13 protein-coding genes are annotated in these 12,881 nt (G+C 38.7%); 8 read left to right on the forward strand and 5 right to left on the reverse strand.

Annotated elements, in window-relative coordinates:
• The first annotated feature begins 187 nt into the window (after positions 1 to 187).
• Together ACLPIE_RS07705 and ACLPIE_RS07710 are read left to right on the forward strand one after the other, a co-directional pair.
• Positions 188 to 754 carry an NAD(P)H-dependent oxidoreductase gene (locus tag ACLPIE_RS07705; RefSeq protein ID WP_430260935.1) on the forward strand — a complete coding sequence of 189 codons (567 nt, stop codon included), beginning with the start codon at positions 188 to 190 and terminating at the stop codon, positions 752 to 754.
• Between the two features lie 198 nt (positions 755 to 952).
• Positions 953 to 1,243, forward strand: coding sequence for a putative quinol monooxygenase (locus ACLPIE_RS07710; RefSeq protein ID WP_430260936.1), 291 nt, complete (start codon positions 953 to 955; stop codon positions 1,241 to 1,243).
• A 53-nt stretch (positions 1,244 to 1,296) separates the two neighbouring features.
• Here ACLPIE_RS07710 and ACLPIE_RS07715 read toward each other — a convergent pair whose 3' ends face one another.
• Positions 1,297 to 1,875 (reverse strand): NAD(P)H-dependent oxidoreductase, encoded by a 579-nt coding sequence (locus tag ACLPIE_RS07715; protein ID WP_430260937.1) that lies wholly within the window; start codon positions 1,873 to 1,875, stop codon positions 1,297 to 1,299.
• Positions 1,876 to 2,767: 892 nt separating this feature from the next.
• On the opposite strand from ACLPIE_RS07715, the gene fdnG reads away from it, so the two are divergent.
• The 4 genes from fdnG (at position 2,768) to ACLPIE_RS07735 (ending at position 8,022) form a co-directional block, all read left to right on the forward strand.
• Positions 2,768 to 5,815, forward strand: a complete 3,048-nt coding sequence (gene fdnG, locus ACLPIE_RS07720) for a formate dehydrogenase-N subunit alpha (protein ID WP_430260938.1) — start codon at positions 2,768 to 2,770, stop codon at positions 5,813 to 5,815.
• 10 nt (positions 5,816 to 5,825) lie between these two features.
• Positions 5,826 to 6,713, forward strand: coding sequence for a formate dehydrogenase subunit beta (fdxH, locus tag ACLPIE_RS07725; protein WP_430260939.1), 888 nt, complete (start codon positions 5,826 to 5,828; stop codon positions 6,711 to 6,713).
• Complete coding sequence (gene fdnI, locus ACLPIE_RS07730; protein ID WP_430260940.1) at positions 6,706 to 7,362, forward strand: formate dehydrogenase-N subunit gamma; 657 nt, start codon at positions 6,706 to 6,708, stop codon at positions 7,360 to 7,362. The genes fdxH and fdnI overlap by 8 nt, the downstream gene beginning before the upstream one ends.
• 201 nt (positions 7,363 to 7,563) lie before the next feature.
• Positions 7,564 to 8,022 carry a YbaK/EbsC family protein gene (locus tag ACLPIE_RS07735; RefSeq protein WP_430260941.1) on the forward strand — a complete coding sequence of 153 codons (459 nt, stop codon included), beginning with the start codon at positions 7,564 to 7,566 and terminating at the stop codon, positions 8,020 to 8,022.
• Here the strand turns inward: ACLPIE_RS07735 and ACLPIE_RS07740 are convergent, their stop codons facing one another.
• Positions 8,023 to 8,568, reverse strand: a complete 546-nt coding sequence (locus ACLPIE_RS07740; RefSeq protein ID WP_430260942.1) for a GNAT family N-acetyltransferase — start codon at positions 8,566 to 8,568, stop codon at positions 8,023 to 8,025.
• 266 nt (positions 8,569 to 8,834) lie between these two features.
• Here ACLPIE_RS07740 and agp point away from each other — a divergent pair, with 266 nt between their 5' ends.
• Positions 8,835 to 10,088 carry a bifunctional glucose-1-phosphatase/inositol phosphatase gene (gene agp, locus ACLPIE_RS07745; RefSeq protein ID WP_430260943.1) on the forward strand — a complete coding sequence of 418 codons (1,254 nt, stop codon included), beginning with the start codon at positions 8,835 to 8,837 and terminating at the stop codon, positions 10,086 to 10,088.
• Positions 10,089 to 10,162: 74 nt separating this feature from the next.
• Complete coding sequence (locus tag ACLPIE_RS07750; RefSeq protein ID WP_430260944.1) at positions 10,163 to 10,639, forward strand: GNAT family N-acetyltransferase; 477 nt, start codon at positions 10,163 to 10,165, stop codon at positions 10,637 to 10,639.
• A 194-nt stretch (positions 10,640 to 10,833) separates the two neighbouring features.
• Here ACLPIE_RS07750 and ACLPIE_RS07755 read toward each other — a convergent pair whose 3' ends face one another.
• The 3 genes from ACLPIE_RS07755 to yiaA form a co-directional block, all read right to left on the reverse strand.
• Positions 10,834 to 11,271 (reverse strand): universal stress protein, encoded by a 438-nt coding sequence (locus ACLPIE_RS07755; protein ID WP_430260945.1) that lies wholly within the window; start codon positions 11,269 to 11,271, stop codon positions 10,834 to 10,836.
• A gap of 192 nt (positions 11,272 to 11,463) precedes the next feature.
• Positions 11,464 to 11,973 carry a DUF3304 domain-containing protein gene (locus tag ACLPIE_RS07760; protein ID WP_430260946.1) on the reverse strand — a complete coding sequence of 170 codons (510 nt, stop codon included), beginning with the start codon at positions 11,971 to 11,973 and terminating at the stop codon, positions 11,464 to 11,466.
• Positions 11,974 to 12,121: 148 nt separating this feature from the next.
• The gene (yiaA, locus tag ACLPIE_RS07765) at positions 12,122 to 12,580 is read right to left on the reverse strand and encodes an inner membrane protein YiaA (RefSeq protein WP_430260947.1); all 459 of its coding nucleotides are present in this window, start codon (positions 12,578 to 12,580) and stop codon (positions 12,122 to 12,124) included.
• Positions 12,581 to 12,881 lie beyond the last annotated feature (301 nt).

Genomic DNA, 12,881 nt, shown 5'->3' on the forward strand with positions numbered 1-12,881 from the left:
ATTATTTATTATTAAGTTTTTCTCCGGTTGGTTTTGTCAGTTCATATCATCTTGAAATTCGTAACCGTGAAAAAGCATTAAGTCTAAGCCCTCATATATTTGAGCTTTATCATTTTAGATATATGATAAAGCGTTACACTATACAGTATGATCAGATGATGCATATTTACAACAAGGATAGGATTTTATGGTAACAATTATATATGCGCACCCTTGGGAAGGGAGCTTTTGCAAGTTTATACTTGATAATATTACTAAAGGGTTATTAGAGAAAAAGAAAAAGTATCAACTAATTGATTTACATGAAGATAACTTTAATCCCATTCTAACGAAAGAAGAACTTGCGCTCTATTCGAAGGGGGATTATATCGACCCACTCGTTGGACAATATCAAGAAAAGCTAAAAAATAGCTCAGAAGTTATCGTCATATTTCCTATCTGGTGGATGGGAATGCCTGCTATTTTAAAGGGTTTTTTTGATAAAGTGATGCTCAATGGCTTTGCTTGGTATTACAATGAAGAGCAAAAAAAACTATTACCGCTATTAGATATTAATAAAACAACGATAGTGACAACATCTGAAGAGCCAACCGAGCTAATCACTAAGGAGGGAGATCCGGTGAGTGATGCTATTTTTCACTGTCTGACTGCGGTTGGATTAAAAAATGGTAAATGGATGAACTGTGATCGAGTAAGTCACGGACCTAATGAGTACCGATTAAAATTTATTGATTCGGTATTAGAAGAGATTTAATCTATAATTTCATCAATATCAGAATAACTATGGTGCAATTATAAAATATAATTTCACCATACTCTAAAGTAGTCACATCATATTGATAATTTTATTAAAAATAAATTTTTTTAAAGTAATAAAATATAATCTAATGCCTAATTTTTTGTGTTATAACTAACGTAGTAGATACTATTGTTTAAAATTAAAGGTGCTTCTATGTCAGAAATAAGAGTTATTGCAACAATAATCTCAAAGGATAATGAAATTGATTTTGTAAAGTCTGCTGCTAAATCAATAGTTGATGAAAGTAATAGAGATGAAGGATGTATTCAATACGAATTACATCAAGATAATAAAGAACGGAATGTATTTGTGTTTTTTGAAATATGGAAAAATCAAGAATCATTAGATAAACATAATGAAACTACACATTTAAAGGGTTTTATTGATAAAATAAAGGATAAAGTTAGTTTATTGGATGTAAAGGTAATGAGTAAAATTGCGTAATGTTAATTATGTTTATATAAATAAGGAATGCATAAGCATTCCTTATTGCTTAATTATTTAAAATTGAGAATAAGATGAGTTTGGTAGTCATGAATATATTTTTCAATGTTAGGTTCTTTAATGACATCGTTAACCATAAAGGTTGGATATTTTTTCAACCCTAGGAATTGTTGTGATTTATGAAATGCAAAATAAACACCATCCACTCCTCGGCCATCAAAGAAGTTATCAAACTCATCGAATGCTTCAATTGGTGCATTCCAAGTTACCGAAAGCATATATTTTTTTCCGTGAAGTAGGCCGCCAGTACCATACTGCTTATTTGGATCTTGTCGTGTACGACCATCATTCACATACAAATGGCCGTGTCCGAAGGTATAAACGTCATCCATGTATTTTTTTACCATCCAAGGCATCATCATCCACCAACTCGGCATTTGATAAATAATAGTATCTGCCCAAATGAATTTTTTTACTTCATCTTCGATATTGTAGCCTGATTCAATATGTGTTTCTTGAATTGAGTGCCCTAATTCACTTAGGCTGGTTTTAGCTACTTCGTGCAAAGTTCGATTGAGCTTTCCTGCGGAGTGGGCAAATGTTTGTCCGCCATTGAGTAAAAGAATTTTCATCTGTATTGCCTTATTTGTTCATTAATACGTTGTATTTAGGCTAACAAATTAGAATGAGTACATGAAGCGGAGTGTTATTTCGTAAGTTTATCTTAATGAGAGTTTATTATCTTAATTTTACTATTATTAATATTGGTTGAGTGAAATGTTTCAATGTTGGCTGCTTTCAAAGTAGAAAGTATTAATCATAGAGATTATTGATTTTTTAGCAAAAGTCTATTGAGAGTATTGCTGTTTTCGTTAGTATCATTACATTGTATTCTCTTTGATATTCAAATTAGCAAAGTCATTATTGGTTAGGGAATATTTTAGAGATGTCACTATTGAAGGAGGAGGGGCTAGGTTTCATACTAAGGCGCTGAGATATAGAAGTATATGTAGAGCAGTAAAATTGCATATGTTTTCTTATTATTAAGGACGTGAAATTAGTTAATTTGGTGTTATTTTTCATGCGAATTTTAAATGTTTAACAGAAATATTCTGGGATAGATAACCAAATAATGGACAACCAATACCGAGTAGAGAGGGAGCTGAGCCATATTATTTATATAAATATACTTTAAGTATGTTTTGCGGTAATGGAATATATGCTAGTTTACCTTTGGGTAATTAAATTATACTCACACTATCTCAAATGTTAAATTTTATATATTTCACCTTAAATTTAATCTTGTCTAAAATGTCAAAATAGTCTGATTTTTCAAAATGTAACAATTGTCCTAAATCAATTTAACAATAATTACTCTATTAGTAGTAATTTTAATTGATGTTTAACTACTCAGTTAATATTAATTAAACTTTTATTTTCACATTAATTGATTTTAGGCAATATCTAATCATATTAGGCTGCTATTCTCTCACCGATTTATACAAAAAATATAAAGAGGTAGCAATGAACGTTAGTCGCAGAAAGTTTTTTAAAATCTGTGCTGGCGGGATGGCAGGTACAACTGTAGCTGCGTTAGGTTTTATGCCTGGAATGGCAATAGCTAATGTACGTGAATATAAATTACTCCGTTCTAAAGAGACGCGTAATACTTGTACCTACTGTTCTGTTGGTTGTGGATTACTAATATATAGCATGGGCGATGGCGCCATGAATGCTAAATCCGCGATATTCCATGTCGAAGGTGACTCAGACCATCCGGTAAACCGCGGTGCTTTATGCCCTAAAGGGGCTGGTCTGCTCGATTATATCCAAAGCGAAAATCGTTTACGTTATCCTGAATATAGAGCACCAGGCTCTGATAAGTGGGAGCGCATTAGTTGGGATGATGCTTTCACACGCATTGCACGCTTAATGAAAGATGACCGCGATGCGAATTTCATCGAAAAAAATGCGGAAGGAACAACAGTAAACCGCTGGTTATCAACAGGGATGCTTTGTGCATCAGCTGCCAGTAACGAAACGGGAATGCTGACACAAAAATTCGCCAGATCGCTAGGAATGCTAGCGGTTGATAACCAAGCGCGTGTCTGACACGGACCAACGGTAGCAAGTCTTGCTCCAACATTTGGTCGCGGTGCGATGACCAACCACTGGGTTGATATCAAAAATGCCGATGTCGTCGTCGTTATGGGCGGTAATGCTGCGGAAGCACACCCTGTTGGGTTCCGCTGGGCAATTGAAGCGAAAAATAATAATGATGCCACACTGATTGTCATAGACCCACGCTTTACGCGTACCGCATCAGTTGCTGATCATTATGTACCAATTCGTTCAGGTACCGATATTACCTTTTTATCGGGCGTTTTGCTGTACCTGATTGAAAATCAAAAAATCAATGCTGAATATGTTCAGAACTATACCAATGCATCATTGATTGTTAGAGATGATTTTGATTTTAACGATGGCTTATTTAGTGGTTATGACGCAGATAAGCGTAGTTATGACAAAACCAGTTGGAACTATAAGTTTGATGAAAATGGTTACGCATTACGCGATGACACATTACAAGACCCACGTTGCGTGTGGAATTTACTTCACAAACACGTATCACGCTATACGCCTGATATTGTTGAACAAATTTGTGGAACACCAAAAGCTGATTTCTTAAAAGTTTGTGAAATATTAGCAACCACTAGTGCTGCGGATAAAGCAGGGACTTTCCTGTATGCGTTAGGTTGGACACAACATACGGTTGGTGCTCAAAATATTCGTACGATGGCGATGATCCAGTTACTGCTAGGTAATATGGGGGTTGCTGGTGGTGGTGTGAACGCGTTACGCGGGCACTCAAACATTCAAGGCTTAACTGACCTCGGTTTACTATCAACCAGTCTGCCAGGCTATTTGACGTTACCATCAGAAAAACACCTGAGCATTGATCATTATTTATCAGCGAATACCCCGAAAGCAACATTACCAAATCAAGTGAACTTTTGGAGTAACTACCCGAAATTCTTCGTGAGCCTTATGAAGTCTTTCTATGGTGATTCTGCACAAGCTGAGAACCAATGGGGCTTTGATTGGTTACCGAAATGGGACCAAGCTTATGATGTCATGAAGTATTTTGACATGATGAGCCGTAATGAAGTGACGGGCTACATTTGCCAAGGTTTTAACCCTGTAGCCTCGTTCCCAGATAAAAATAAAGTGGTTAGCTGCCTCAGCAAGTTGAAATACCTGATTGTTGTCGACCCATTAGTCACTGAAACGGCTAATTTCTGGCAAAATCATGGTGAGATGAATGACGTTGATACGGCTTCGATTCAAACCGAAGTGTTCCGTTTACCATCCACGTGTTTCGCGGAAGAAGATGGTTCGATAGCCAACTCAGGCCGTTGGTTACAATGGCACTGGCAAGCTGCTGACGCGCCGGGTGAAGCTCGCAATGATGGTCAAATATTAACAGGTATCTTGTATAAGATCCGCGAGTTATACGAGAAAGAAGGTGGTAAAGGCCAAGCTCCGCTTATGCAGATGAAATGGAATTATAAACAGCAATTCCATCCTGAATCTGAAGAAGTAGCCAAAGAAAACAATGGTATGGCGCTGGCTGATCTCTATGATGCCGATGGTAATTTACAAGCGAGAAAAGGCGAGCTGCTTAGTTCGTTTGCCTTGTTGCGTGCTGATGGTACGACCGCCTCATCTTGTTGGATTTATACGGGGAGTTGGACAGAGAAAGGCAACCAGATGGCTAACCGTGACAACAGTGACCCATCGGGTATCGGTAACACCCTTGGCTGGGCTTGGGCATGGCCTTTGAACCGTCGTGTTATTTATAACCGTGCATCATGTGATACCCAAGGTAAGCCGTGGAATAAAGACCGTGTATTAATCGAATGGAATGGTAAAAAATGGGTGGGTAATGATGTTCCTGACTTTAATGCATCAGCACCAGAAGTCGGCACTGGGCCATTCATTATGCAGCCAGAAGGTTTAGGCCGCTTATTTGCGATTGATAAGATGGCAGAGGGGCCTTTCCCTGAGCACTATGAGCCATTTGAAACGCCATTGGGTACGAACCCATTACACCCAAATGTGGTCTCTAACCCTGCGGCACGAATTTTTGATGAAGACAAACAACGTCTTGGCGATCACAAAGATTTCCCATATGTCGGCACCACATATCGCTTAACTGAGCATTTCCACACTTGGACTAAGCATGCTCGCTTGAACGCGATTGCTCAACCTGAGCAATTTGTTGAGATCAGCGAAACATTAGCGAAGGCGAAAGGGATTGAGCTAGGTGATAAAGTTAAAGTCAGCAGTAAACGTGGTTTCATTAAGGCGGTTGCCGTGGTGACTCCTCGATTACAGACGCTGATGGTGGATGGAAAACCAATTGAAACAGTAGGGCTACCTATTCACTGGGGCTTTGAGGGGGCGACTCAAAAAGGCTTCATAACCAATACGTTAACGCCATCCGTAGGCGATGCTAACTCTCAGACTCCTGAGTATAAGGCATTCTTAGTTAACATTGAGAAGGCGTAAGGGAGGGAACATGTCCATGCAATCTCAAGACATTATTAATCGTTCCGCGACCAATAGCATTACGCCTCCGCCTCAGGCTCGTGATGATAAGCTTGAAGTTTGTAAGCTTATCGACGTGTCATCCTGTATCGGCTGTAAGGCTTGTCAGGTGGCGTGTTCGGAGTGGAATGATATCCGTGATGAAGTTGGTCATTGTGTAGGTGTGTACGACAACCCTACAGACTTAAGTGCAAAATCTTGGACGGTAATGCGTTTTAGTGAAACCACTGAAATGGGCAAACTGGAATGGTTGATCCGTAAAGATGGCTGTATGCACTGTACTGACCCTGGTTGCTTAAAATCCTGTCCATCGGCAGGCGCAATCATTCAGTATGCCAACGGCATTGTGGATTTCCAATCAGAAAACTGCATAGGTTGTGGCTATTGTATCGCAGGTTGCCCATTCAACATTCCACGATTAAACCCGAAAGATAATCGTGCATACAAGTGTACCTTGTGTGTTGATAGGGTGACAGTCGGTCAAGAACCCGCTTGCGTGAAAACTTGTCCAACAGGTGCAATTCGTTTTGGTACGAAGAAAGAAATGTTGGAGTACGGGGCTGAGCGTGTCACGAAATTGAAAAATCGTGGTTATGCACAAGCAGGGATTTATGATCCTGAAGGTGTTGGTGGTACACACGTTGTGTATGTACTTCACCATGCAGATAAACCTCAGCTATATCATGGCCTGCCAAAAGACCCACAAATTGATACGCCAATCAATCTGTGGCAGGGCATCTTGAAACCACTCTCTGTCGTTGGGTTTATCGCGACCTTTGCCGGACTGATTTTCCACTATGTGGGTATTGGGCCGAATAAAGAAGTGAGTGATGAAGAGGAGAAAGATGACCATGAGTAAAAAAAGCAAAATGATTGTGCGGACAAAATTTATTGACCGTGCCTGTCACTGGACGGTAGTCATCAGCTTCTTCTTAGTTGCTTTGTCTGGTATCGCTTTATTTTTCCCAACACTCAAATGGTTGACGGAAACTTTTGGTACGCCTCAAATGGGACGAATTTTACATCCATTCTTTGGTGTACTGATTTTTGTCGTGCTGATGTTTATGTTTGTGCGCTTTGTGAAACACAATATTCCTGATAAGCAAGACTTACCTTGGATTAAAAATATTGTAGAAGTGCTAAAAGGCAATGAACATGAAGTGGCGGATGTTGGCAAATATAATGCCGGTCAAAAAATGATGTTCTGGAGCATTATGAGCCTGATTTTTGTGCTCTTAATAACAGGCATTATTATTTGGCGCCCTTACTTTGCGCACCTGTTCCCAATGTGGATGGTGAGGTGGGGTTTACTGATTCATGCGGTAGCAGCCATTGTACTCATCCATGCCATTTTAATTCATATGTACATGGCATTTTGGGTCAAAGGTTCCATTAACGGTATGATTGAGGGTAAAGTTAGCCGCCGTTGGGCGAGAAAACACCACCCACGTTGGTACCGTGATGTCGAAGCGAAAGAGGCTCAAGCCGAAGCAAAAGATAAGAAATAATTTATTATTTTTAACCGATTAGCCTTAAGCCACCACATTGTTATTTGCAGATGTGGTGGCTTTTTAATAGCACTTATAACTTCACCACGCGTTATTATTTGAATTTAGGCTAAATCGCTTATTTTCAGGGTTGCTAAGTTTGGTTATGGTATAGGGATAACACAACAAAATAATTAACAAGCAACCATAACGAGAAAATAAATGAGTATTGAATCTGTTAGACAATTTTTGGCTCAGCACGCCCCTGATATTGATATTATTGAAACTGATACCCCAACAGCAACGGTCGAACAAGCGGCGTTAGTTCACAAGGTTGAGCCTAATCAAATTGCTAAAACGTTGTCATTGAAAGTAAAAAATGACATTGTGCTGGTGGTTTGTGCAGGAGAAGCTCGTCTGGATAATCAAAAGGTGAAGCAGGCTTTGGGTTCAAAAGCGAGGATGCTACGTGCAGATGAAGTGGTAGAGTGGACTAGCCACCCTATTGGTGGTGTTTGTCCTTTTGGTCTCCCCCATGAATTGGCAGTGTATTGTGATATTTCGTTACAGCAATATACGGAAGTGTTACCTGCTGCGGGCTCAGTGAATAGTGCAGTGCGTATTTCACCAAACCGAATGTTGGAACTGACAAAAGCATCGTGGATTGATATTTGCCAATAATCAATCACTGGCAGTGATTCTATAAAGCACATGTTCTTGTAGCCAATGACCATCAGGTAGAGCAGGGTGATAAAAGTTATTTGGCTGTTTTATCATCCCCAGCCTTTTCATTACGGATTCTGATGGTGTATTGGGGACTGCCGTAAAGGCGACTAATTCATGAATATTTAATTGTTCAAATGCGAATTTTATCACAGCACTCGCCCCTTCAGTTGCTAGTCCTTGATGCCAAAATTCCGGTTTTAATCGCCAAATGAGTTCAACGCAGGGTGAAAATGGCAATGTATCTGAGGGAATATTTAAACCAATAAAACCAATCAATTCTCCACTGGATTTAAGTTCTGCTGCCCATACTCCCCAGCCCCCTTGAGCCGAAAACTTAGCAATGATAGAGTCTAAAAGATGGTTACATTGTGGTCTATCTAGTACAGACGGAAAGTAGCGCATGACTGTTGGATGGCTATTTAGCTGATAAAATGAAGTGCGGTCTTTTTCTTGCCAGCCACGAAGTTGTAAGCGAGAGGATTCTAATTGAATGATATCCATTACTTATATTCTTTTAGTTTGTTATTCAGAGCATAAATGCCAGCTTGAACTATGATTATATTTTACGTTGTATTTATACAATCCTAATTTACATCAATAAATTATCTAAAGTTTAATTTAAGACCGTTTTTGAGATATTTATCGCAGAAAAAAAAGTGCATTACTTCATTATGAAACTAGTCGTAATCAGAAACATGAAGGATAGATATCTGAATTAAATACAGATGGTTTTTCACTTTTTATATTGATTGGGTAGAGGTATCTTAATGAAATGCAATTTGCTAACACTATGTTTATCCGCTGCATTATTAACACCTATTGCACCAGCATTGGGCAGTACTGACAATAAAGCGGATATGGTTTTAGACCAAGTCTTAGTTCTTAGCCGCCATAACTTACGAACTCCTATCGTTAATACGGGTATTTTAACCGAGGTCACTGATAAAAAATGGCCTGAATGGGATGCGAAAAGTGGTTATCTAACAACTAAAGGTGGCGCCTTAGAAGTGTATATGGGGCACTATTTTAGAGAATGGATAGATCAGAATAAGCTATTAACTGACGAGTTATGCCCAACCAGTAATGAAGATGTTTATATTTATACTAATAGTTTACAAAGAACTATTGCAACGGCTCAATTCTTTGCCGCGGGTGCATTTCCCGGTTGTAAAGTGAGCATTCATCACCAACCTGAAATTGGTAAAATGGACCCCGTTTTTAATCCAATCATAACCAATGGCTCTCCTGAGTTTAAAGAAAAAGCCTTGGCTGCGATGGGGGCTTATTTAAACGGTTTATCTCTTAAAGCGGGTTATGAAGAATTAGATAATATACTTAATATTAAAGATTCTCAAAAATGTAAGACTGATAAACTGTGCAATCTAGACAATCAAAAAAATAGTTTCATTATTGAAGCCGATAAAGAACCTGGTGTCAGTGGTCCTCTTAAAATTGCCAATTCAGCGGTAGACGCTATTGACCTGCAATATTATGAAGGTTTCCCTGCTAATGATGTGGCTTGGGGGTTGGTGGATTCACCAGAAAAATGGCAGAAACTCAACACACTGAAAAATGCCTACCAAGAAACCCTTTTTACACCAAAAGTGATTGCTAAGAATGTCGCTCATCCAATATTGAATTATATTGATAAGGGCTTTGTATCCGTAGGTAAAGGTGAAACAGCGAAATTTATTTTCTTAGTGGGTCATGACTCTAATATTGCCTCGCTGATGTCTGCGATGGATTTCAAACCTTACCAGTTACCCCAGCAGTATGAGCATACGCCAATAGGCGGGAAACTGGTTTTCCAACGTTGGACAGACAAACGCGCCAATAAAGGTTTCATGAAAGTAGAGTATGTTTATCAAACTGCGGATCAACTGAGAGAAAATGCATACTTATCGATGAAAACACCACCAAAACACGTCACCTTAGAGTTAAAAGGTTGCCCAATCGATAAAAATGGTTATTGTTCATGGAAAGACTTTCAAAAAGTCATGACGACAGCGCTAGAGCAGTAATTTATTAATTGTTATACTCATGGTCCATTTTACGGAGTGGATCATGATTTTTTATTGCTGAAATACGGATAACCATGCTGATTGAATTTACGCGATTAAGTCACATTTGTACGGCGGATATTATTGCTCTTAATACACACCCACTTGTACTAAAACACATGCCTTTGGGGAACCAGCCATTTGATGAAGAATTCTGTCAGGCTTGGGTGGCGGGAAAAGAGCAACATTGGGAACAATATGGGTACGGAGTATGGGCATTTAGGGTCAATGGCCAATTTGCTGGATGGGGAGGGTTACAAAATGAAGCCGGAGATGCTGATCTGGCTTTAGTGTTGCATCCTGATTATTGGGGAATAGGACAAAGTGCAGCCAAAAAGATTATCAGTGAAGCTTTTGAGACGATGAAACTGACATCGATAACTATCCATTTACCGTTAACTAGAACTAAATTAGCCGCAATTTTTCGCTATGGGTTTATACCAGAAGCAGTGGTAGATTTTGATGGAATTCCATTTCAGCGTTTTCGCTTGAGGCGTAGCGAGTGTCTTTAAGCTTATAAAAAAACCCTGCTAAAAGCAGGGCGTGAAAATCACGTAAATGTTTATGAGTCTCTAATCTACCCGAAATAGCCACAAAAATAGCCTAGTAAAATGTATGGCTTTATTGATTTTTGTAACAATCATTAAGCTTAAGCGTTTAATTGGTAAAATTAGTCTATTTTACTGTAAATATGCTCTAGTTTTTATTACCTAACCACTAAAACGCTTGTTTTAGCATAACGCACTACTGATGCAGCATTAGAGCCTAATAAGTAGGTCGACATGCTTGGGCGGCGTGAGCCTAGTAGAATAATATCAGCATTTATTTCTTCTGCTGTTGCTAAAATTTCATCTTTAACTGAGCCTACACTCGCTTTTGCATGTACTTTATCCGTCGGAATTGAGAATAGTTTAATTTTTTCTTTTAATTCAGCCAAAATAATCTCTGCTTGTTTTTCATCATCGGGGAAATCTCCCGGTAAAATAGTCCCACCGTAGCGTAAATAATTGGAAATAGGTGCTGTTACAGCAAGGAAATGCACTGATGCATTGTTCAATTTCTGTAGTGAGTTGACATGAGGAACTAACAAATTGGTGAGCGCGTCTTCGGTTACATCGATCGGAACTAAAATTGTATTGTACATAATTTCTCCTTTCTTTTTTTATATTATAAGTTTAGATCATTATCATACATTTTGATATTAGTTGTTAATAAATTAACAATAGCTAACCCTAATTGAATAAACAGAATGGTCAACCGTGACTCTTTGCCGTCACTGCGCGTTAATGCGATAGAACCCTTTGAGTTGAAATTTGGTCTTTTTTAGGGGCGATAATCATTGAGGACATTGAGCAGGCTCCGGTTGGTCAAAGGGGTCTTTAATTGGGTGGTCTGGATGCTCAATGCCATGGCACGTCGCGGTGACTTTCACTTGTTGGCACGGTAAGAAGTGGACTTGCAATCCACAAGAATCGTCATATTCCGGGATAGTCACGGTAGTCTGATATTGCCGGTAATTGGCTTCGTGTTTTTTCATATAATCGCGATAATTCGGATCACTGTATTCAGGTAAATCGATAGGAAAAGGGTTAGGGTCCACTTCCCACTTGATATTGACCTGCATATTGGGTTGCCATATTTCAGGTAGCATGATGCAGCACGTAAATCCTCCGGTTCGACCCCGATAGCCATTGACTGAAAACCAATTGATATTCGTGTCAGCGACATGGTTATACCCCAATAAATTCGCTCCAACATAAGCAATTTTTTCTCTTGGTTTATCGTCAGGCGAGCACCCTAAAATAAAGAGTGGAAGAATGGAAAAAGCTAAAGCAAACGCTCTCATATACAGATCCTGTCCATTGGAAATGGAAAACAGTATCGTACACTTAAGGTAAATTATCTATTCCTGAATGAGAATAATTGGAGTGACATCGTTGGTTTTTATCAGGCAGTGCGATATTAAAAAGCCAGCATTCCGCTGGCTTTTTAAACTAATCATCGTTATTAGCTAATGGGGGTCTACTGTCTCTTTTTTTAGGATTCGTTATTTCTGAATCCCTAATGTTTTTTTGTACAGCAATAGAGCCAAATAAACATAAGAAAAATGCAATTCCATAAAATCCTTTTTCGCTAGGAAGCATATCTGCGTTAATTAACCCTATAACCATCAAAGCAATAGAAGCAAAAAAAGCGACGATACATGCAATATAATAAGATTGAGTTGTTGGAATATTATCAATCTTATCTCTAACTGTTTTTTGTATGGATATTGAAGAAAATAGCCCTAGCAATAGTATTGCGAAATAATATCCTTTTTCATTCAACTGCATTTCAGAGCGCCAAAGCCCTGCTAGATAAACTATAACACCACCAATAACTGCAACCCAAGATATAAAATTAAAAGCATTAAAACTAGAAAAATCCTTATCAAACAAGTTATTATCTTGCATAAAGTATAGCTCCTTAAGTAAAATCAAGGATATTCTATATCTAAACTGTTCGTTTTAGTAATTTTTTTATGATTGGTTAATAAATAAGCTTGGTCTTTAAGACTAAACGTCAGCCGAGGTTCTGAGTGACACAGGAAAGAATTAAGCGAAAGATCTACGCAACACGAGAAGAAGTGTAAGTATCCCGGAAAAAAGTCCCATTCACTTTCAGAGATCTTCATCCATACTGATATGTATCCTGAGGAGATCGCTATGCGTAAAGCCCGATTTACTGAACATCAGATTATCGCCGTTCTGAAAT

This window comes from Providencia sp. Me31A (assembly GCF_050487165.1).
GTDB lineage: Bacteria > Pseudomonadota > Gammaproteobacteria > Enterobacterales > Enterobacteriaceae > Providencia.

Bases quoted from the DNA above. Each gene is read 5' to 3' on its own strand.
- ACLPIE_RS07755 (WP_430260945.1), bottom strand. From the start codon at position 11,271: ATGTACAATACAATTTTAGTTCCGATCGATGTAACCGAAGACGCGCTC.
- fdnI (WP_430260940.1), top strand. From the start codon at position 6,706: ATGAGTAAAAAAAGCAAAATGATTGTGCGGACAAAATTTATTGACCGT.
- ACLPIE_RS07710 (WP_430260936.1), top strand. From the start codon at position 953: ATGTCAGAAATAAGAGTTATTGCAACAATAATCTCAAAGGATAATGAA.
- ACLPIE_RS07715 (WP_430260937.1), bottom strand. From the start codon at position 1,875: ATGAAAATTCTTTTACTCAATGGCGGACAAACATTTGCCCACTCCGCA.
- ACLPIE_RS07740 (WP_430260942.1), bottom strand. From the start codon at position 8,568: ATGGATATCATTCAATTAGAATCCTCTCGCTTACAACTTCGTGGCTGG.
- ACLPIE_RS07750 (WP_430260944.1), top strand. From the start codon at position 10,163: ATGCTGATTGAATTTACGCGATTAAGTCACATTTGTACGGCGGATATT.
- fdxH (WP_430260939.1), top strand. From the start codon at position 5,826: ATGTCCATGCAATCTCAAGACATTATTAATCGTTCCGCGACCAATAGC.
- yiaA (WP_430260947.1), bottom strand. From the start codon at position 12,580: ATGCAAGATAATAACTTGTTTGATAAGGATTTTTCTAGTTTTAATGCT.
- ACLPIE_RS07705 (WP_430260935.1), top strand. From the start codon at position 188: ATGGTAACAATTATATATGCGCACCCTTGGGAAGGGAGCTTTTGCAAG.
- ACLPIE_RS07760 (WP_430260946.1), bottom strand. From the start codon at position 11,973: ATGAGAGCGTTTGCTTTAGCTTTTTCCATTCTTCCACTCTTTATTTTA.
- ACLPIE_RS07735 (WP_430260941.1), top strand. From the start codon at position 7,564: ATGAGTATTGAATCTGTTAGACAATTTTTGGCTCAGCACGCCCCTGAT.
- agp (WP_430260943.1), top strand. From the start codon at position 8,835: ATGAAATGCAATTTGCTAACACTATGTTTATCCGCTGCATTATTAACA.